Source organism: Streptomyces sp. HPF1205 (assembly GCF_020400825.1).
Classification (GTDB): Bacteria; Actinomycetota; Actinomycetes; order Streptomycetales; family Streptomycetaceae; genus Actinacidiphila.
On record NZ_JAINVH010000016.1, the window covers coordinates 142,963 to 162,507 of the forward strand.

Sequence of the window (19,545 nt, forward strand, 5' to 3'; positions counted from 1 at the left end):
TGTCACGGGGACTCTTACGGCGCCGCCCGCGGCCATTGCCGCGCCCGCAGCTTCGCCGCCTGCGACCCGTTCGCCTGCGGCCTATGCCGCGAGGCACCCGGCGGCCGGCTCAGACACGGGTGAACAGCACGTCCCGCACCACGTGGCCCTTGGCGAGGCCCGCACGCTCGAACTTGGTCATCGGGCGGAAGGCGGGACGCGGCGCGAAGCCCTCGTACTGGTTGGCCAGGCCCGGGGCGTCGGACAGGACGTCCAGCATCTGCTCGGCGTACGGCTCCCAGTCCGTCGCGCAGTGGACGGTCGCGCCCGGGCGCAGCAGCGGGGTCACCATCTCGACGAAGGAGGGCTGGATCAGCCGCCGCTTGTGGTGCTTGGGCTTGGGCCAGGGGTCGGGGAAGAAGACGCGCAGCCCGGACAGGCAGGACGGCGGGAGCATGTCGCGGAAGAGGATGATCGCGTCGCCGTTGGCCACCCGGATGTTGGTCAGGCCGTCGCGCTCGGCCAGTGACAGGAGGTTGCCCTGGCCGGGGGTGTGGACGTCCACCGCCAGGATGCCGGTCGCCGGGTCGGCGGCGGCCATCTCGGCCGTCGCGTCGCCCATCCCGAAGCCGATCTCCACGACGACCGGCACGCCGGGCCCGAAGAGCTCCCCGAGGTCGAGCGGGCTGCCGTCGAGCTCCACGCCCCACCGCGGCCACAGGCGCCTGATCGCGGCGCTCTGGGCGGGTGTGATGCGGCCGCGCCGGGCGTGGAACGAGCGGATCCTGCGCTCCGTGCGGGAGCCCGCCGGGTCGGGGGACGGGCCCTTGCCGGGCGGGAAGAGGACGCCGGCCGGAGCGGGGGAGGAGGGGGATTTGCTGGTCACGATGGGACGATTCTACGGGGTGCGGGGCGGGCCGCGGCGGGCCTGCCGGTCCTGGCCCCCGCCGGCCTCGCCCCCGTGGTTCACAGAGCCGCCACGACCCGCCGCGCGACCTCCCGCCCGATCGGCAGGGCGGCCGTCGCGGCCGGGGACGGGGCGTTCAGGACGTGGATGAACGGCGGCGAGCCGGCGAACAGGAAGTCGTCGACAAGGGTGCCGTCGGGCAGCACCGCCTGGGCGCGGACGCCGGCCGGGGCGGGGCGCAGGTCGGCGGGACGAAGGCCGGGCAGGAGGCGGCGGGCGTCCTCGGTGAAGGCGCGCTTGGACAGGGAGCGGCGGATCTCGCCCGCTTCCTGGCGCCAATGGCGGCGGACGATCCGCCAGGTGCCGGGGAAGGCGGCGGTCGCCGCCAGGTCGCGAAGGCGCACCGTACGCCGTCGGTACCCCTCGCGGGCGAGGGCCGGGACGGCGTTGGGGCCGAGGTGGACCGTGCCGTGCACGTCGCGGGTGAGGTGGACGCCGAGGAACGGGAAGTCGGGGTCGGGCACGGGGTAGACCAGGCCGCGCACCAGGTCGCGGCGGGCGGGCGCGAGCTCGTAGAACTCGCCGCGGAACGGGATGATCCGCATTCCCGGCTCGTGCCCGGCCAGCCGCGCGACGCGGTCGCTGTGCAGGCCCGCGCAGTTGACCAGCACCCTGGTGGCCAGGTGCGCCCCGTCGGCGGTACGGACGGTGATCCGGCCCTTGGCGCCGCCCCCGTCCTCCCGGGAGATCGCGGTGACCTCGCGGCCGTAGTGGATCTCACCGCCCGCGTCCTCGACGAGGCCGGCCAGGGCGCGCGCCATCGCGCCGAAGTCGCACACGCCCGTGCTGGCCACGTGGACGGCCGCCAGGCCCGCCACCGCGGGTTCTGCCTCGGAGATCTGGGCGGGGCCGAGTTCGCGGATGCTCAGGCCGTGCTCGCGGCCGCGCACCGCCAAGGCGTGCAGGCGCGGCAGCTCGGCCTGGGCCGTGGCGACGATCAGCTTGCCGGTGACGGCGTACGGGATGCGGTGCCTGGCGCAGAACTCGGGGGTCTCCGCGGAGCCCGCCAGGGCGTACCGCGCCTTCAACGACCCCGGGCGGTAATAGATGCCGCTGTGGATGACGCCGCTGTTGTGGCCCGTCTGATGCGCTGCCGGGCCGGACTCCTTCTCCACCACCCGGATCGTCGCGTTCGGCGCGGTACGGGTGAGGGTATAGGCGGTGGCCAGGCCGACGATGCCGGCGCCGATCACGGTGACGTCGGTGAGGGGCCTGGTCATGTGGGGGTGTTTCCTTTCGGGCCGGCGTGGGAACAGAGTGCCGCACTCCGCGCGTCGGCGCTTTCCCTCACGCCGGTGCCGCGAGCAGGGGCCGCGCCCTTTCGCGCAGTTCGAGCACCCGCGGCTCGTCGTTGTAAGGCTCCAGCCTGTGCAGCAGGTCGCGGACGTACTCCGTGGTGCGGGCGGAGGAGATGCGGCCGGCGACCTCGACCGCCTTCGCCCCGGCGGCGCAGGCCGCGTCCAGGTTGCCGGATTCGAGTTCGGCGACGGCCGAGACGACCAGGCGCAGGCCGTGGGAGCGGACGAACTCCTCGGTGGGGCGGGCCAGCGCCGCCTCGGTGAAGCGCTGGACCTGGCGGGGTATGCGCAGGTCGCGGTAGCACTCGGCGGCGTCGGCGGCGAGGCGGTCGTAGGAATAGAAGCCGAGCCAGCTCGGATCCGAGTCGCCCTCACGGGAGCGCTCCAGCATCGCCTCGGCCGCCGCCAAGGAGGCGCCGCAGGCCGCCGCTTCCCCGGCCTTGGCGTGGGCCCTGGCCTCGACCAGGTGGAAGAACGACATGGTGCGGGCGGTGGCCAGGCCGCGGTTGCGTTCGAGGGCCGCCTGGGCGAGGTCGACGCCCTCGTCGGCGAAGTTGCGGTAGGTGGCCTGCAGCGACATGGAGGCGAGCACATACCCGCCGAGGGGAACGTCGGCGGCGGCGCGGGCCAGCCGCAGCGCCTGGATGTAGTACCGCTGGGCGGCCTCCTGCTGACCGGTGTCGAAGGCCATCCAGCCGGCCAGGCGGGTGAGTTCCGCGGTGGCGCCGAAGAGGGAGCGGCCCACGTCGTCGCTGTACGAGCCCAGCAGCAAGGGTGCGGCCTCGACGCGAAGGCACTCCGGGACCATGCCCGAACGCCAGTCGCCTCCGCCGTACTTGGAGTCCCAGCGGCGGGCGTCCTCGGCGGCCTCCCGCAGCTTGGTGACGTCGGCGTGGCCGACATGGGTGCTGCCGGGCGCCGGGTCGGGCCGGGCGACTGTGGCGTCCGCGGGGGTGATCAGCCAGCGCGAGGCGGGAGTGACGTAAGCGCTCACTGCGAAGGATCCGGCCAGGCTCTGCCAGATGCCGCCGCCGCCCGGGCCGCGCCTGCCGCCGAGGTCCAGGCGCCACAGATCGGTGGCCGATTTCACCGCCTCCGAGACGTCCCGGGGGAAGGCGAGCCCGACCTCGGGGGCCGGGTCGGCGTCCGCCAGACCGATCTCGTGGAGCGGCACCGGGCGGCCGAGCTTGCTGCCGATGGCGGCGGCGATCAGATGCGGAGCGGCGCCCTGGGGGACCATGCCCTTGGTGACCCAGCGGGCCACGGAGGTCTTGTCGTACCGCAGCGTCAGCCCACGTTGGGCGCCGAGATCGTTGACCCGGCGGGCGAGTCCGGCGTTGCTGATGCCCGCCAGAGCGAGAAGACTGCCGAGTTTCTCGTTCGGCCCGCGGTGTTCTCTGTTCACTGCGGTTCACCTCGTGATGCCGCTGGGGGCAGGCCGGGCGGCCTGGTCTTGTCGTGGGGCGCGGGGGTCACCCTCCCCTGAACCCGATTCAAGCCACCCCGCCGCCGGCTGTCCGGCGGTCGCGGCGCATGCGCCGGGCACCCGAGCCGCGCGTACGTGTGCGAACCGGGTACACCCAGCGTAAGACGCCGCATCCCGACCGTTAAGAGCCTTGTCCTGGATGGCGTGAATCCGGCCCCTCACGCTACGCGCCCCGCACGCGATTCGGCGTGTGCTCCCGGTATATGTGGCCGTGCGCCCGGCCGTGCGCTCTGTGCGTTCCGGGGGAGCGGCGCTTGCATGGGGGCCGTGGGTCGGCCCGCGCCCCTGCCAGGCGGCTATGGCGGGGTGGGGCGGGCCAGGGTGTTCCGCTGTCACAATCCCCGCGGGCAGTGGACCGGCCCGGGGGGCGCGTACCCGTTCCCCGGGCCGGCGCCCCCTCGCCGGGCCCGCGCGCACCGCCCCCGCAACCGGATGGCGCCCGTCGGTCCGCACCCGGCCCCGGGCATATTGGCTCCGGCAAGTGCCGGAGAGTTTGGCGCGAAACCGACGTTTGGCGTCCGGGTTTCAACTAATGGCTGCGGACGGCCAGTTGGGACCCAGTCGGGCTCTCGCGCGCCCTTCCCGCTCGCACCCTGGCGGCGGGAACCGGCGCGCCCCGGCGCTCCTTGGTGCACCCGTGCGCCTCTTTGCGCGCTTCCGCGTGGCAGCATGGTCTTCCGGACATCAGACGTGGCGGCGGCGTGGGGCGCGGCAAGGGCGAAGTGCCCCCGGCTGTCCACAGCCTGTGGAGGCGCGATGCGGTGGTTGGTGGGGTGGAGCAGCGCCACCGCTGGTCCCGTTCCCGGAGCGCGCGCCCACAGCCTTCGGCCGGTCGGCGCCCAACTCCTGTGGGGCGACCCCGATCCGCTGTGGGCGGTCGGCGACTGGCGGCCCGACGAGGTACGAGTGGTGTACGCGGACCCGTCCGGCTCCGCCGCGGGCGGCCGCGTCCGCGCCAATGGCAACGGCAGCGCATACGCCGACACCTATGCCGACGGCGGCCCGAGCGGTTACGCCGACGGCGCCGCCTACGACCGCACGTACGACCGCCCGTACGACCGCTCCTACGGGCAGCGGAAGTCCGGCGGCGCCAATGGCGTCGCCCGCCTCGCCGTGCTCGGCCGCTGCGGCGCGAGCGACGCCGAACTGCGGCTCGGGCTCGTCGCCGCCAGGGGCGGCGCCCTCCGGCACGTCACGGCCTGGCCCGGCAGCTATACGGCCGTGCTGCAACTGGGCCGCCGCATCACGGTGCTGGGCGACCTCGCCGGAGCGCGGCCCGTCTTCCACACCAGGTGGTCCGGCGGAACCGCCTACGCAACCGCCGCCTTGCCGCTGGCCGACCTGATCGAGGCCGGGCTCGACGTCACCCACCTCGCGGCGACCCTGGCCTGCCCGGACTCGCCCGAGGCGGTCGGGGACGGCACGCCCTACGTCGGGGTGCGCCGGGTGCCGCCGGGACACGCCCTGATCCTGCGCGAAGGAGCGCCGGAGATCACAGGCTACGAGCCGACCGCCTCCCTTGCCGCGGGCCGGCACCGGGCGAGCGCCGCCGACGTACAAGCGGCGATCGAAGGCGTACGGGACGCGCTGATCGAAGCGGTGCGCGCGCGGCTGGCGCAGCCCCGCTTCGTCCCCGACCCGGACGAGGCCCCGGCGCCCGGCATCGGCGCCGACCTGACGGGCGGCAGCGCCTCCGCGACCTTGGCGCTACTGGCCGCCGGACTGCCCGGGATGCCGGGCACCCTGCCGGGCGCCCCCGGTTCGCTCGCCGGGGAGCGCCTGCTCGCCGTCACCTTCAACGACATCGTCTCCGGCGGACTTTCTTCCCGCGAGGCCGAACTCGAACGCGCCAGCCGCATGGGCGCCGACCCGCGGCTGAGGCACGTCGTCGTCGCCGGCGGCGAGGAGGCGCTGCCATACGCCGACCTTGCCGCCGGCCCCCTGGCCGGGCCGCTGACCGACGAACCCGGCACCCCCCTGGTCGTCGCCGAACGCCACCGGCGGCGCCTGTCGGCGGGCGGCGCGGACCACCTGATCGGATACGGCGCGCGGCAGGTGCTCGACGCCCACCCGGCCCGGCTGGCGGACCTGCTGATGGACCGGCGCCGGCGCTCACTGCTGCGGCCGGTCGCCGCCCTGACCAAAGCCGACGGCGCCGCGGGGCACTCGACGCCGCTCCTGCCCTTCACCGTGCCGCTGACCGTCTACCGGGCCGCGCGCCGGCTCGCCCGTACGCCGTACCAGCGCGGTGTCGAGGACGCCGCCGCACTGTTGCTGTCAGGGGCAGCGGCAGGCGGTCCGCGAGGGCCGCTCGACGCCTCTCTCGCCGCTATGGCGTGGGTACGGCCGGGTCCCGCCGCCCGCTGGCTCACCGGCGAGGCGCTGGCTGAAGTATCGGTTCGCCTCCAGGAGGCCGCCCGCCGCCCCTGGCCCCTGGAACGGCCCGGCGAGCGCCGCGCCCACGCCGCCCTGGCCCGCCACGCCGCCGACTACCGCGTCTTCGAACAAGCCGCCGCCGTACCCTCGCAGCGCCTGCACGCCCCCTTCCTCGACAACCAGGTCGTGCGAGCCGCCCGCCTCCTTCCCGCCGCCCTGCGCGTACGGCCCGGAGCACGCGCCTCCGTCCTGGGCGAGGTCCTGGCCGGCGCCGGCGTCCGCGAACTCCCGCCCGGCTGGGGCTCGGGCGCCGCCCCCTCCACCGCACCCGCCTCCGCCCTGCGCGCGGGCCTGCGCACCACCCTCGATCCGCTCCTGGACCTCTTCGAGGCCCCGCTGCTCGCCGACGCGGGCCTGGTGGAGGCCGGTGTCGTACGCGACGCCCTGCGCGCGGCGGCAGGCGGCGAGCCGGTGCCGCTGGAGGGGATAGGGCACCTGGTCGCCACCGAGGTGTGGCTGCGGCGGCTCCTGGCGCGGCGGGGGTCGTGCTGGACGGGCATGGGCGCGGACGGCGCGGACGCCGGGGAGCAGCGGGCGGTGGCGTCGGGGGTGCAGAGGCTTTCACTCTGAGGGGCTGACGAGCGGCTGCCGGGGCGTGCGGCCGGGGCGGCACGCCCCGCTGTGGAGCCCGGTTCGGCTGCCGGGCCCGCCGGTGTTCGGGGCGCCGGGGGTTGCCGGTGTCCGGGGTTCCGGGCGAGCCGGGAGTTGAAGGTCCCGGGGCGCGGGTTCCGGGGCGGCGGGCTTGTGACCTGCGGCGGACCGGGTGCGGGGCGAGGCCGGCCGGGCGTTGTCAGTGGGGTGGTCCAGAATGTCTGCACGGGGCCGGATCGCGGCAGCCCGGCGCTGTCCGGGACGCGGCGGTCGGTACGGCGAGGTGTGCGGCGCGTGCGGAAGGCGAGGTGGCAGCGGAAATGACGGTGTGGGACGACGTGGTCGGCCAGCCGAGGGTGGTGGCTGAGCTGGCGGCCGCCGCCGCGGACGCCGACGCGCTCGTCGCGGCCGACTCGCGGAAGTCGCTCGTCACGACGATCGCCGAGGCGCACGCGGGCGAGGAGGCGACGGGGGGCGGCGGCCAGGAGCGGGACCGGGCCCCGAGTGAGGGCGGCGCTCGGGGCTCGGGAGGCCCGGGCGGGCGGATGACGCATGCCTGGCTGTTCACCGGACCCCCGGGGTCGGGGCGGTCGACCGCGGCACGGGCGTTCGCGGCGGCCTTGCAGTGCACGAGCCCGGACAAGGCGCTGGGGGCCGCTCCCGGCTGCGGGTTCTGCGACGGCTGCCACACCACGCTGTCCGGCACTCACGCCGACGTGGAGACCGTACGGACCGATCTGCTGACCATCGGCGTCAAGGAGACCCGCGACCTGGTCCGCCGGGCCAACCTCTCCCCGGCCGGCGGCCGTTGGCAGGTCATCGTCCTGGAGGACGCCGACCGCCTGACCGAGGGCGCGGCGAACGTCCTGCTGAAGGCCGTGGAGGAGCCGGCCCCCCGTACGGTGTGGCTGCTGTGCGCCCCCTCCGTCGAGGACGCGCTGCCCACCATCCGCTCCCGCTGTCGCCTGCTGACGCTGCGCACTCCCTCGCCCGAGGCGGTCGCCGACGTCCTGACCCGCAGGGACGGCATCGACCCCGACCTGGCGGCGAGGGTCGCCCGCGCCACCCAGGGCCACATCGGCCGCGCCCGCCGCCTGGCCACCGACGAGGCCGCCCGGGCCCGCCGTGCCGGCGTCCTGCGCATCCCCCTCCAACTCGCCGATGTCGGCGGCTGCCTGCGCGCCGCCCAGGAACTCGTCGACGCCGCCGCCGAGGACGCCAAGGCCGTCGCCGAGGAAATGGACGCCAAGGAGACCGAAGACCTGCGGCAGGCCCTCGGCGCCAGCCCGGGGGCGGGCAGCCGCATGCCCCGCGGCACAGCCGGCGCGATGAAGGAGCTCGCCGACCGCCAAAAGCGCCGCGCCACCCGTACTCAGCGCGACACCCTCGACCTCGCCCTCACCGACCTCGCGTCCTTCTACCGCGACGTCCTCGCCCTCCAGCTCACCGGTTCCGACCGCTCCCTGGCCAACATCGAGGCCCAGGAGGCCGTCGGCCGCATAGCCACGAGTTCGCACCCCGCCCAGACCCTGCGCCGTCTCGACGCCATCCTCGCCTGCCGCGAAGCCCTCGATGCCAATGTGGCGCCCCTGCTGGCGGTGGAGGCGATGACCTTGGCGCTGCGGGCGGGGTGAGGCAGGTGGCGCCGCGGGTGGGGTAGCCGCCAGGCGGGTCGGGGCCGGTGGCGCGGGCGAGGAGTGACCCGCGCCGGGGTGCGCGCCCTGCGCGGTGGGACGACCCCGGCGTTACGGGTCGCGGGTGGGTGTCCCTCCTGCCGCGGGGGCGCGGGCTGGGTCCGCGCCAGTGGCGGGGTGGCCGGGGCGGCATCGTGGGTCGACGTGTGCCTCGTGCCGCGGGCGGGGGCGTCCAGGTCTCGGGATGGGTTGCGGGCGTGGGGGAGTCCGGTTCTCGGGACGGCGAGCGGGCGTGAAATGTGCCGGGCTAGTTCGGCCGCGGGGGGAGAAGGGGCGCCGCGCGTCAGCAGGCCCCCCTTCTGGGTGATCCGGCGCCAACCCGCGTGCCGAATCACGGGCGGAGGGTGCCGTCGGCTGCATGGTTCCGCCATGGCCACCGTCCTCGCCTTCCTCCTGGTGGCCGCGGCCGCGGCCACGGCCATCGTTCTCACCCGGCGCGCACACCGCCACTGGCGTGCCGAGCGCGCCGGCCGCCCGTACGAGCTCCCCGAGAACCGCCTCGGCACCGTCCTGCGCGCCGCGGCCGCCACCGCGGCCGCCCTGGTGACCGCGACCCTCGCGGTCACCCTCCTCGGCGGCACGAACGCGTCGCACCACCACCCCGCCGTCGCCGGCCCGCGGCGTACGCCCACCGGCCGGGCGGCCGAGATCGCCCCCGGCCCCGTACCGCCGCCGCGTATGCCTTCGCCTTCGCGTACGCCCAAGGCCCCGCCGCCTCTCGAACCGCGGACCGTCGGCCATCCGGCGGGCGGCACCCTGCAAGTGCTGCGGGACGGCACCAGGGTGTGGCTGCCGCCGCGTTACGACTCGCCGCGCGCGGCGGGCGTCGCGTACCCGGTGGTGCTGGCCCGGATTCCGGCTCGGGGCGACAACGACCTTTACGCGGGCCTCGCGCTGGGCGTCGACCGGCGCATCGCCGACGCGTTCATCGTGGTCACCCCGCCGGACTGCGCGCGCGACGCCGCACCCGTGCTCAGCGAGGTCGACCGCGGCTACCGCACGCTGACCGCGGCCACCGCGCGAGCCTCCCTCGGTATCGGCCCCGGCGCCCTGTGCGCGGTGCGGGAGGCGTTCGCGCACCCCGGGCGGTACGCGGCGGCCGTGGGCGTGTCCGGTACGTATCCGCGCGTGGCGCCGGGCTCGGGTCCCGGCGCCGACCCCGGCTCCGGCCCGTATCCCTCGGTGCTGCTGGCGGCCTCCCCCGGCGAGAGCGCCTCCCACGCCTCGGCCCGCGCTCTGCGCGCCACCCTGCGCCCCCGGGGCATCCGCGTGCGCCTGCTGGACGGCGTTGCGCAGCGGCGCGAACTGTTCGTCCGCGTCGCCTGCTATCTCACCGAGAAGCTGGACGGTCCGGCCCGGACGGACCGGGCGGCTCGGACGGACCGGGCTGACCGCCCGGCTGCCCGGAGCGCAGGTCCCTCCGCGACCTTTGCGTCGCCCGCGACCCTTGTGCCGTCCGCGCCGGCCGCGCCCCTTGCGCCGTCCGCACCCCGCGGCCCCTCCGCCGCCACCGGGGCAGCGGTATCGCCCGGCCCGTCCGTACCGCCGGAGCCCGCGCCCGCGCCCAATCCCGGGCAGGTGAGGCGTCACCGTTAGGCGCCCGAGGCCGCGTAAACCACTCAAAAGGCGACAGTTCATCCGACAGGGGAGGCTGCGGGCCGGATACGCTCGCAGTCATCCGACGGGAGGACCCGAGTCGCCGATGCACTCCAAGCACTCCAAGCGCCTGCTCCGCATCCCGGCCATCGCGATCGCGGTGACCGGCCTGCTGCTGTCCGCCTGCTCCACCAGGGGAGGCGGCCACGACGCGGCGGCGTCCTCCCCGTCCGGCTCCCGGTCCGGCGCCGCGGCCCCCTCCGCGACCGGTTCCGGCTCCGGCTCCGGTACGGCGACCGGTCCGCTACGCCCGCTGCCGACCGCCACGCCGGCGAACCTGGCGCCGTACTACCACCAGAAGCTGGCCTGGCGGGACTGCGGCGCGTCGGGTTTCCAGTGCGCGGTCATGAAGGTTCCGCTGGACTACGCCCACCCGGTCCCGGCCGACGCCGTCAAGCTGGCGGTCGCCCGTAAGAAGGCCACCGGCCCCGGCAAGCGCCTCGGCTCCTTGCTGGTCAACCCTGGCGGTCCCGGCGGCTCGGCGATCGACTACCTGCAGTACGCGGCGCTCGGCTACCCCGCGGCCGTCACCTCGCGGTACGACATGGTCGGCGTCGACCCGCGCGGGGTGTCCCGGAGCACTCCCGTCGAGTGCCTGTCCGACAAGCAGATGGACGCCTACTCCGCCGTTGACACCACCCCCGACAACGCGGCCGAGATCTCGGCACTCGCCGCCGCGGACAAATCGTTCGCGGCGGGCTGCGAGAAGCGGTCGGCGGCCCTGCTGCGCCACGTCTCGACCATCGACTCCGCCCGCGACATGGACGTGCTGCGCGCGCTGCTGGGCGACCAGAAGCTGACGTACGTCGGAAAGTCGTACGGTACGTTCCTCGGCGCGACCTACGCCGGCCTGTTCCCGCAGCGGGTCGGGCGCCTGGTCCTGGACGGCGCGATGGACCCCTCGGTCAGCGCCCTGGAGGGCAGCCGCGCGCAGGCCGGCGGCTTCGAGGTGGCGTTCGCGGCCTTCGCGAAGGACTGCGTGAAGCGGGCGGACTGCCCGCTGGGTACCTCGTCGGCGTCCGACGCCGGGACAAGGCTCGACGCGCTGTTCAAGTCGCTGGACGCCCACCCGCTGCCGACGGGTGGCTCCCGGAAGCTCACCGAGGCGCTGGGCACGACCGGCGTCATCGCCGCGATGTACGACCAGGAGGCGTGGCCCACCCTCCGTACGGCCCTGGCCAGCGCGGAAAAGGGTGACGGCGACCCTCTGCTCAAGCTCTCCGACAGCTATTACGAACGGGACGCCTCTGGCAAGTACAGCAATCTGATGTACGCCAACGCCGCCGTCAACTGCCTGGACCTCCCGCCGGCGCTGACCTCGCCCGCCGAGGTCTCGCGCGTCCTGCCGTCCTTCCTCGCCGCCTCGCCCCACTTCGGCAGGACCCTGGCCTGGTCCTCCCTGGTCTGCGGCTACTGGCCGGTCCGGTCGACGGGCCACGCCGAGCGCATCGAGGCCAAGGGCGCGGCCCCCATCCTGGTCGTCGGTACCACCCGCGACCCCGCCACCCCTTACGCGTGGGCGGTCTCCCTCGCCCACCAGCTCTCCAGCGGCCGCCTCCTCACCTACGTCGGCGACGGCCACACCGCCTACGGCCGCGGCTCGGCCTGCATCGACTCCGCGGTCAACGCCTACCTCCTCTCGGGCACCCTCCCCGCCCCCTCGACCCGCTGCACCTGATGTTCGGCTTCGATCGGCTCGCGGTCGGTGGGTGGGCGGGCGCTGGGCGGGCGCTGGCTGGGTGTATTGATCACGGGCGGCGGCCGGGAGCCCGGGCGGATCCGTAGCCGGGCGAGAGCGTGGCCCTGGCCACGAGGCGGAGCCGGCGGGCGCCGCGACCCAGGGCGTCCGCCAAGATTCCTCCTCGCGTCAAAACCACCCCCCGCCACCCTGTAGACTTTCACCCGCTGCTGCTGCCACGCGACGCCCACGGCTTGCCGCCATGGAACCGCGCTTCGGCAGTGCCGCGGTAAGCCGCCTTAGCTCAGTTGGCCAGAGCAACGCACTCGTAATGCGTAGGTCTCGGGTTCGAATCCCGAAGGCGGCTCCACGAAAAGGCCCAGGTCGTAGCAACTGACCTGGGCCTTAGTCGTTTCCTTGATCGCCACATGGTCTAAACCACTTTGGATTTCGCCTGTGCGTGAGCCAGATGGGTCCGAAATGGGGCCGAGCCGTGGGCGAAAGGTGGCCCCAACCCTGGTCAGGCCGCCCTTTTGCCCTGCTTCTTGGGCTTCTTTGCCTTCTTCTTGGGTCTCGTCTGCTGCTCCCGGTACGCGGCGATCAGGTCCAGGGATGCCGAGGCGGTCGCGGCGTGCATCTCGGGCAGCACCGTCTGGTACGTGTCTGTCGTCATCCTCATCGAGGAGTGCCCGAGCATCGCCTGCACGGCCTTGGGGGCGACGCCGGCGGCAAGGGCCATGCTGGCCGCCTCGTGGCGGCCGTCGTGGAGCCGGATCGGTGGCAGGCCGGACAGCTCCACGAGGCGGTCCCAGCGGTCAAGGAAGAACTGCGGGTGGTACACCTCGCCGTTCTCCTTGGTGAACACGCGGTTGCCCGAGTCGTTCCCGGCGTGCTCGGCTTCCCACTCGGCTCGCTCGGCGCGCTGCTTCTTGCGCCACGCCTTGAGGACCATCACCGAGTCGCGGTTGAGCTTGATGTCGCGGACGCTGTCGGCCTTCGGGTCGTCCTCGTGGACCTCGTAGGAGATCGACACCAGTTGCTCGCTGATGTGGATGGTCTCCTCGTCCAGGTCGATCTCGTCCCAGGAGAGCGCGGCCGGTTCGCCGCGGCGCAGGCCGTGGGAGAGCACCAGGTGCCAGGCGACGAAGTGGCGGTCCTCCACGATGAAGTCCAAGAACTTCGCTGTCTGCTGGAGAGTCCACACCATCACGGGGGAGGGCTTCTCCCCGTGCGCTTCCAGCGGGCTACCCGCAGGGCGGTCCAGGCCAGCACCCGGGGCTTGGTGACCTTGGGGAGCGTCAGGAAGGCCGCGTAGTTCTTGGCGATCAGTTCTTCCTTCACCGCGTTGCTGAGCGCCGAGGACGGGGTGGCCTTGATGCTGAGCATCGTGGCGGGACCGGTGACCCGCTGGATGTTCTTGCGCTCGGCCAGGTACTGGTCTCGGGCCGTCGTCGACACCCCGTGCAGTCGCGCCCGCTCCGCCTTCTCGTCCCGGGTGTCCGTGGGGGCGCTGCACCCGGCCTCCGTGTACAACGAGAACGACTGGACCGTCTACTGGGCGGCGCCCGCCCCGCCGCTCCCGTGACCTGTTTGCCGAAGAGTTCAATCGTCGGCGGCGGTTGAGCAGTCGAGAGCCTTGTGAAAGAGACTTGGTGACCCCATGAGCACCACCTTCCGCACGATCCGGCGGAGTGCTCTGATCGTCGTGTGCGCGACGGGCGCCGCCGCGTGCGGCGCCGGCTCGCCCTCCGCGGGCAAGCCCCCCACTCCCGTGCTGCGCGTTGCCCAGCCCGCGCCCTCGCACATACCGACCCTTACGACGGTGTCAGGCCTGTCCTTGCCCATCGAGCCTTATCTGCTGTCGGAGGCCACCCACACCCAGATGCTGCGCGCGTCCGGGGTGTTGATGCGGCAGTGCATGGCCCGCTACGGCTTCTCGTACACGCCGCCGGCCTTCTCCACCGCGGACCCGTCGGGCAACGCGGCCAACATGGGACGCCGATACGGCGTGGTGGACATGACCGTGGCCGGCACGTACGGCTACCACAAACCGAAGGCGACGAGGGCCTCGCCCGCCCGCCGCGCGCATGACCACGAGTGAACGCCTGGTGTTCTTGGGCGACAGCCCCGGTTCCGGCGCCGAGCACAAAAGCCAGGTCTATAAGGGGCAGCACATCCCTGCCGGCGGCTGTTCGGGCGAGGTGCGCAGGAAGCTCGGTCCCGGCATGAACCAGCGCCTGGCGGAGGACATCGACGACGCCAGCTACAACCAGTCCCTGGCCAACCCGAAGCTGCTGTCCGCCTTCGCCCAGTGGTCGGCGTGCATGAAAAAGGACGGTTACTCGCTGTCCTCACCCGCACAGGCTCCAGGTTGCAACCGTCTCCGACGGCTGCCGAGATCCAGATGGCCACGGCGGACGTGACCTGCAAGAAGCAGGCCAACGTCATCGGCGTCTGGTTCGCCGTCGAGTCCGCGATCCAAAAACAGCTGATCGCGCGGAACGAAGAGCCGCTCTCCGACCTCAGTACATCGGAGCAGGCGACCCTGGAGAAGGCAGCACAGGTCCTCCAGGGAACCTGAACCCCCGTGATCGGTCTGCTGACACGGCTCGGCAGCGGAAGGCTATTTTGACGTCATGACACCGATGAGGCGCGTGGGGACAGGGTTCGGGTACTTACGGCGGATCACGCCGTACGGGGTCGCGGTGGTCGCGGTGGGCGGCTTGCTGCTGACCGGGTGCTCGTCCGGTGGGAAAGGTCATCCTGCGGCCTCTGCTCCAGCCCGGCATACGGGCACTGCGAACGACCCGAGCCTGTCGCCGGCAGGGCGCGTCGCCGAAGCCGTGCAGTCCGCTTTGCTCCCGGCGTTGAACGCGCACGAGGAGATCTTCGGGTCGGGCTCGAACAGCGAGTGCTCCACGTCCCGGGCCTCGATGTTCACCTCGGCCTGTGCGGCCACCGCCGAGGTGGTCGGACGGGACGCGGACCAGGCTCTCAGGACCGTGTCCGGCAAACCCGGGTTCGCCACTCTCCGCTCCGTTGCCAAGCGGCTGCGGCAAGCAGTCGACCGATACGACGCCTTGGGATGTGCCCACGACCCGAGGGGCAGCTCGGTGCGGCACCGGTGTCTCGACCCGGCGGCACAGATCGCACAGGGTGACGCGGACCTGCGGGACGGCGTGAACATGGGGTTGGCCGGGCGCTGACATGCTTCCCGCCGAACGGGCCCTGGTGGGGCCACGGCCGTGGCACGCACCGGACAGCCGGACCCGACCGGCACCTTCGGCGTCGGCACCGAGCGGGCGGTGACGCACCTGTACTCCGCCATGGGATACGCCGTGCCGCAGACGAGCGAGGAAACCCAGGCAGCCGTTCGGGCCGCGCAGCACAAGGTGGACCAGCTCCGGGCGCAGCTTTCCAGTTCATCGGACCGGAACCCTGCCGCGTCACTGCGAAGCCAGCTGAGCCAGGCAGAAGAGGACCTCACCGCGGCGCAGGCGCGGGCCGGTGCCATGCTCCCCTCCTCCGAAGTCCTCTTCGTACGCACGCTGCCCGCCCGGGTCGTGTCGGTCCCCGTCACGGTCGGCGATCCGGTCAGGGGCCCGGTGGTCACTCTCGCGGTCGGCGGCATGGAGCTGAGCGGGACAATGGACCCAGCCGACAAAGGACTGGTCAAGTCCGGCATGGTCGCCACCGTGTTCTCGGAGACCACCGGCGATCAGGCGACAGGTGTCGTCGCGGGCGTCGGGCCGCTCACCACCGCGAAGCCGGGGGCGACCGACACCGGCACGGCCGGCGGTGCCTACATACCGCTGAAAATCCGGCCCGACCACCCCTGGTCGGCCGCGTTCGAAGGCCAGGACGTGCGCATCACCATCACCGCCGCGGCGAGTGCGGGACCGGTGTTCGCTGTGCCGGAAGCCGCGATCTCCTCGGCAGCCGACGCGCAGACCACCATCTCCCTCCTCGAACCAGGCGGAAAGCAGCAGGTCATGCCCGTCACCACAGGGGTCTCCGCGGACGGCATGGTCCAGGTCACACCGGTGAACGGCACCCTGACCGCCGGGACCCGCGTGGTGGTCGGCCAGTGACCGCGATCGTCGAACTGCGCGGGGTGGCGAAGACCTATCCCGGAACGCCCTCCGTCGAAGCCCTCAAGCCGGTCGACCTCACCATCGAAGCCGGAGAACACCTGGCGATCGTCGGCCCGTCGGGTTCCGGCAAGTCCACCCTGCTCAACCTGCTCGGCCTGCTGGACCGGCCGACCCAGGGCCAGTACGTCTTCGCCGGTCACGACGTGTCCGCACTGAACGAACGCGAACGCACCGCACTGCGCGGGCGGCGCATCGGATTCGTCTTCCAGCAGTTTCACCTCCTCCCGCACCGTACGGCGGCGGAGAACGTCGGCATCGCCCTGCTCTACAGCACCCCCACACAGCGGCAGCGCACGGCGGCAGCAGTGGAGGCACTCGACAGAGTAGGACTCGGCCATCGCCTGCATGCCCTGCCCGGCACTCTCTCCGGCGGGGAGAGACAACGGGTCGCCATCGCACGGGCCGTGGTCGGGGCGCCTGCTCTCGTCCTGTGCGACGAGCCGACCGGAAACCTCGACTCTGCCACCGCACAAGCGGTCCTGGGCCTTCTGGAAGACCTCAACCGCGACGGCGTCACCCTCATCGTGATCACCCACGACCCGGGCGTGGCGGCCCGTGCCCGTAGACAGCTGCAGATCCTCGACGGCGCTGTCGCCCCGGCCGACCCGGCAGCGACACACCGCACGGCACGGGCTCTGACATGACCGCCACCTTCCGCCGCCGCCGGACTCCGGAAACACCTCCCACCCGGCTCCGCCTCAAGGACCTTTTCGCCGAAGCTCTGGCCGGACTGATCCAGCGACCGACACGCTCGATCCTGACGATGCTCGGCACCGTCCTGGGCGTCGGGGCCTTCGTCACGGTTCTCGGACTGACAACGACGGCCAGCGGCCAGATCAGCAAGTCCTTCGACCTCCTGCGGGATACCACCGTCACGATCACCGCCACCCCCCCGGCCGATTCCCCGACGACCAGCGGGCGCATGGTCTTCCCCTCCGACACAGACGAACGCCTGCTGCATCTCAACGGCGTGGTAGCCGGCGGGGTCTGGTGGAGCGTTCCCCTCCGCAACCCCACACTCTCCCGCACCCCCGACTACACCAAGGCATTGCCTCACGACGGCGCCGTGAACATCTACGCGGCATCACCCGGAACGCTGCAAGCCATGCAGACGACGATGCTCACCGGCACGCTCTACAACGACTTCCACCAGGACCACGCTGAACACGTCTGTGTCCTCGGCGCCGCTGCCGCGCGCCTCCTGGGCATCGCACGGGTCGACAACCAGCCGGCCGTCTTCATCAACGACACGGCCTACACGGTGGTCGGCATCATCTCGGACAGTCAGCAACTTGCCCAGACCCTGACGGGAGTTCTCATCCCGTCGAGCACAGCGCTACGAGAATACGGTCCCCCTGCCGACCCTCCCGCCCAAGGACTCATCCAGACCCGCGTCGGAGCGGCTCAGCTGATAGCCGAACAGGCCCCGCTCGCCCTCCGGCCGGACCAGCCGCAGCTCCTCACTGCGGTCCCTCCCCCCGACCCGCACACCCTGCGCGATCAGGTCGGCACTGACATGTCCAGTCTCTTCCTCATCCTCGCCGTCCTGTGCCTGGCCGTCGGCGCCATCGGGATCGCGAACACGACCCTCGTCGCCGTCATGGAGCGCACCGCCGAGATCGGCCTTCGGCGTGCCCTGGGCGCACGCCCGCGACACATCGCGGCCCAGTTCCTTACCGAGTCCACCGCCCTGGGACTCCTCGGGGGTCTCGTCGGCACGAGCATCGGCGTGCTCGTCGTCATCATCGCCGCACTCATGGAGAGCTGGACTGCTGTCCTGCAGCCAGTGAGTGTCATCCCCGCCCCCGCGATCGGAGCCCTCGTCGGCCTGCTGGCCGGCCTCTATCCCGCCCTCCGCGCCGCCCGCATCGAACCGCTGGACGCCCTGCGCCGATGACCGGCCGTCGTCCCGTTCTCACGGTTCACGCGAGCCAGCCGCGCGATTCGGGGAGCGCAAGGGGAGCGCGGACGCCTTTGGGCAGGGCGCTTCGAGGGATCACCAGGTACCAAGCCCCTGGTGCCCTGATCAGGCATAACGGCGCGGCGTTGCGCGGCACGAGCTGGAACTGGGAGGCACACTCGCTCACGACCTCGTAATGCGTAGGTCTCGGGTTCGAATCCCGAAGGCGGCTCCACGGTGGACCCTGGGTCAGGCCTCTGACCTGGGGTTTTTCTTGCGCTCGGCCTTGGGAATCGGGTGAATTGAGTGTGTGCGGCCTGCGCGTGGAGTGCGTTGGTCGGCGAATGTCGGCGTACCGTGATTCGGCAGTGCTGCGGGTGGTGACCTGCGGTTTCGTGGATAGAGGGTGGTGGGCGTCGGACTGCGGGCGGGGGAGGGGAGCACGATGGGTGCGTGAGGAGGGGGCACATCGGTGCCTGACGGGTGGTCAGGTGACTTGGTTCGGGGGGCCGCCGCGGACGGCTCGGTGAGCGTGCGGAGCAGGGCGTCGTCGGGGCCTGGGCGGCCAGTGCGGCCACTGCGGCCACGATGGTGTCGAGGTTTCCCCGCAATACGTGGATGCGCAGCGGGGAGGCCAGTGCTCGCCTCACCATGGCTTCGGCTGGATCGTCCTTGGCGGCGAACTCCCGCTGCTGGGGGAGCTTCGCCGCAGCGCATCGGCCCGTGTGAGTGGTCCAGGACCTCGGCAGGCACAACTGGCACCCGCGTACGGTTCGAGACGTCAGGCCTCTTGACCAACCGCCCGGGGACCTCGCTCGTTGCGGCCTCGCCGGCCGCCACCTGATCGGCACCATCTCGAAGACCGGACAGCCACCTCATTGACGCGTGACATCAGTCCGGCGGGCGGACCGGTTCCGTGACTGAGGGTTGCGGCGCTGTCCAGCTGGCGAGGAGTTTGAGGCGGTCCTCCGAAGGGGTGCCGGGTTCGGCCGTGTAGATGATCAGGTCGTGTACGGCCCGTTGCGGCAGGGGCAGGTCCAGGGAGCGGAAGGTCATTTCCAGCGGGCCGACGTCGGGATGGTTCAGCCGCTTGATGCCTTCGTGACGGATTCGGACGTCGTGACTGGCCCACATGGTGCGGAAGTCGGGGCTGAGCGTGGACAGTTCGCCGACAAGCTCGCGCAGGGCCCGGTCGTGGGGTTCACGTCCGGCTTCGGCGCGGAGCACCGCGACCGTCGCCCTCGCGCCTTCCTCCCAGTCGACGAAGAAGTCGCGGGAGCCGGGGTCGAGGAAGAAGTATCGGGGGAAATTGGCGCAGCCGCGGTCGCCGGTGGTGTCGCTGCCGAACATCGGCGAATACACGGCCCTGCACAGTGCGTTGCCGGCGACGATGTCCAGGCGGCCGTCGCGTACGAAGGCGGGCGCCATGGTCATGGAGTCCACCATCCACTGGACGGCGGACGGGATCTTGACGTCCTTGCGGCGCTGCCTGCGGCGAGCGGGGCGAGCCGCTTCGGCCAGATCGAGAAGGTAGGTGCGCTCGTCCTCGTCGAGGAGCAATGCCCGCGCCACCGCTTCCAGCACGCCCACGGAGACACCGCCGATGTGGCCCTTCTCCAGCCGTGTGTACCACTCGGTGCTCACGCCGGCGAGGGCAGCGACCTCCTCGCGCCGCAGTCCCGGAACCCGGCGGCGTCGGCCGGTGG

At 72.6% G+C, this 19,545-nt stretch carries 17 protein-coding genes and 1 tRNA gene; 12 read left to right on the forward strand and 6 right to left on the reverse strand.

Annotated elements, in window-relative coordinates; genetic code table 11:
• Window positions 1-109: 109 nt before the first annotated feature.
• The 3 genes from trmB to K7G61_RS20160 all read right to left on the reverse strand — a co-directional run bounded on the left by trmB (window position 110) and on the right by K7G61_RS20160 (window position 3,649).
• The gene (trmB, locus tag K7G61_RS20150) at window positions 110-865 is read right to left on the reverse strand and encodes a tRNA (guanosine(46)-N7)-methyltransferase TrmB (protein ID WP_225848290.1); all 756 of its coding nucleotides are present in this window, start codon (window positions 863-865) and stop codon (window positions 110-112) included.
• An 80-nt stretch (window positions 866-945) separates the two neighbouring features.
• Window positions 946-2,166, reverse strand: coding sequence for an L-2-hydroxyglutarate oxidase (gene lhgO, locus K7G61_RS20155; protein ID WP_225848291.1), 1,221 nt, complete (start codon window positions 2,164-2,166; stop codon window positions 946-948).
• Between the two features lie 67 nt (window positions 2,167-2,233).
• Window positions 2,234-3,649 (reverse strand): MFS transporter, encoded by a 1,416-nt coding sequence (locus K7G61_RS20160; RefSeq protein ID WP_225848292.1) that lies wholly within the window; start codon window positions 3,647-3,649, stop codon window positions 2,234-2,236.
• An 837-nt stretch (window positions 3,650-4,486) separates the two neighbouring features.
• On the opposite strand from K7G61_RS20160, the gene K7G61_RS20165 reads away from it, so the two are divergent.
• The 5 genes from K7G61_RS20165 to K7G61_RS20185 all read left to right on the forward strand — a co-directional run bounded on the left by K7G61_RS20165 (window position 4,487) and on the right by K7G61_RS20185 (window position 12,155).
• Window positions 4,487-6,736 (forward strand): asparagine synthase-related protein, encoded by a 2,250-nt coding sequence (locus K7G61_RS20165; protein ID WP_225848293.1) that lies wholly within the window; start codon window positions 4,487-4,489, stop codon window positions 6,734-6,736.
• 341 nt (window positions 6,737-7,077) lie between these two features.
• Window positions 7,078-8,391, forward strand: coding sequence for a DNA polymerase III subunit delta' (locus K7G61_RS20170; RefSeq protein WP_225848294.1), 1,314 nt, complete (start codon window positions 7,078-7,080; stop codon window positions 8,389-8,391).
• 429 nt (window positions 8,392-8,820) lie between these two features.
• Window positions 8,821-10,047 carry a hypothetical protein gene (locus tag K7G61_RS20175; protein WP_225848295.1) on the forward strand — a complete coding sequence of 409 codons (1,227 nt, stop codon included), beginning with the start codon at window positions 8,821-8,823 and terminating at the stop codon, window positions 10,045-10,047.
• 106 nt (window positions 10,048-10,153) lie between these two features.
• Window positions 10,154-11,785: an alpha/beta hydrolase gene (locus K7G61_RS20180; protein ID WP_225848296.1), complete on the forward strand. Its 1,632-nt coding sequence runs from the start codon at window positions 10,154-10,156 to the stop codon at window positions 11,783-11,785.
• Window positions 11,786-12,078: 293 nt separating this feature from the next.
• A tRNA-Thr gene (locus K7G61_RS20185) sits at window positions 12,079-12,155 on the forward strand.
• A 150-nt stretch (window positions 12,156-12,305) separates the two neighbouring features.
• Here K7G61_RS20185 and K7G61_RS20190 read toward each other — a convergent pair.
• Both K7G61_RS20190 and K7G61_RS20195 read right to left on the reverse strand, forming a co-directional pair.
• Complete coding sequence (locus K7G61_RS20190; RefSeq protein WP_225848297.1) at window positions 12,306-12,992, reverse strand: site-specific integrase; 687 nt, start codon at window positions 12,990-12,992, stop codon at window positions 12,306-12,308.
• Window positions 12,992-13,318: a hypothetical protein gene (locus tag K7G61_RS20195; RefSeq protein ID WP_225848298.1), complete on the reverse strand. Its 327-nt coding sequence runs from the start codon at window positions 13,316-13,318 to the stop codon at window positions 12,992-12,994. Before K7G61_RS20195 ends, K7G61_RS20190 begins: the two co-directional genes overlap by 1 nt.
• A 127-nt stretch (window positions 13,319-13,445) precedes the next feature.
• Here K7G61_RS20195 and K7G61_RS20200 point away from each other — a divergent pair, with 127 nt between their 5' ends.
• The 7 genes from K7G61_RS20200 to K7G61_RS20230 all read left to right on the forward strand — a co-directional run bounded on the left by K7G61_RS20200 (window position 13,446) and on the right by K7G61_RS20230 (window position 17,836).
• Entirely contained in the window at window positions 13,446-13,886 is a 441-nt protein-coding gene (locus tag K7G61_RS20200) for a hypothetical protein (protein ID WP_225848299.1), read from the forward strand.
• A complete protein-coding gene (locus tag K7G61_RS20205) occupies window positions 13,873-14,208 on the forward strand; it encodes a hypothetical protein (RefSeq protein WP_225848300.1) in 336 nt (111 codons plus the stop codon). Before K7G61_RS20200 ends, K7G61_RS20205 begins: the two co-directional genes overlap by 14 nt.
• The gene (locus K7G61_RS20210) at window positions 14,205-14,366 is read left to right on the forward strand and encodes a hypothetical protein (protein ID WP_225848301.1); all 162 of its coding nucleotides are present in this window, start codon (window positions 14,205-14,207) and stop codon (window positions 14,364-14,366) included. The genes K7G61_RS20205 and K7G61_RS20210 overlap by 4 nt, the downstream gene beginning before the upstream one ends.
• A 286-nt stretch (window positions 14,367-14,652) precedes the next feature.
• Window positions 14,653-14,991 carry a hypothetical protein gene (locus K7G61_RS20215; RefSeq protein ID WP_225848302.1) on the forward strand — a complete coding sequence of 113 codons (339 nt, stop codon included), beginning with the start codon at window positions 14,653-14,655 and terminating at the stop codon, window positions 14,989-14,991.
• A 39-nt stretch (window positions 14,992-15,030) separates the two neighbouring features.
• Complete coding sequence (locus K7G61_RS20220) at window positions 15,031-15,876, forward strand: hypothetical protein (RefSeq protein ID WP_225848303.1); 846 nt, start codon at window positions 15,031-15,033, stop codon at window positions 15,874-15,876.
• On the forward strand, window positions 15,873-16,583 hold the full coding sequence (locus tag K7G61_RS20225; protein WP_225848304.1) for an ABC transporter ATP-binding protein: 711 nt from the start codon (window positions 15,873-15,875) through the stop codon (window positions 16,581-16,583). The genes K7G61_RS20220 and K7G61_RS20225 overlap by 4 nt, the downstream gene beginning before the upstream one ends.
• The gene (locus tag K7G61_RS20230) at window positions 16,580-17,836 is read left to right on the forward strand and encodes an ABC transporter permease (protein ID WP_225848305.1); all 1,257 of its coding nucleotides are present in this window, start codon (window positions 16,580-16,582) and stop codon (window positions 17,834-17,836) included. Before K7G61_RS20225 ends, K7G61_RS20230 begins: the two co-directional genes overlap by 4 nt.
• An 894-nt stretch (window positions 17,837-18,730) precedes the next feature.
• Here K7G61_RS20230 and K7G61_RS20235 read toward each other — a convergent pair.
• Window positions 18,731-19,545 (reverse strand): helix-turn-helix transcriptional regulator (locus K7G61_RS20235; RefSeq protein ID WP_225848306.1); only part of this gene is annotated, 815 nt, incomplete at its 5' end.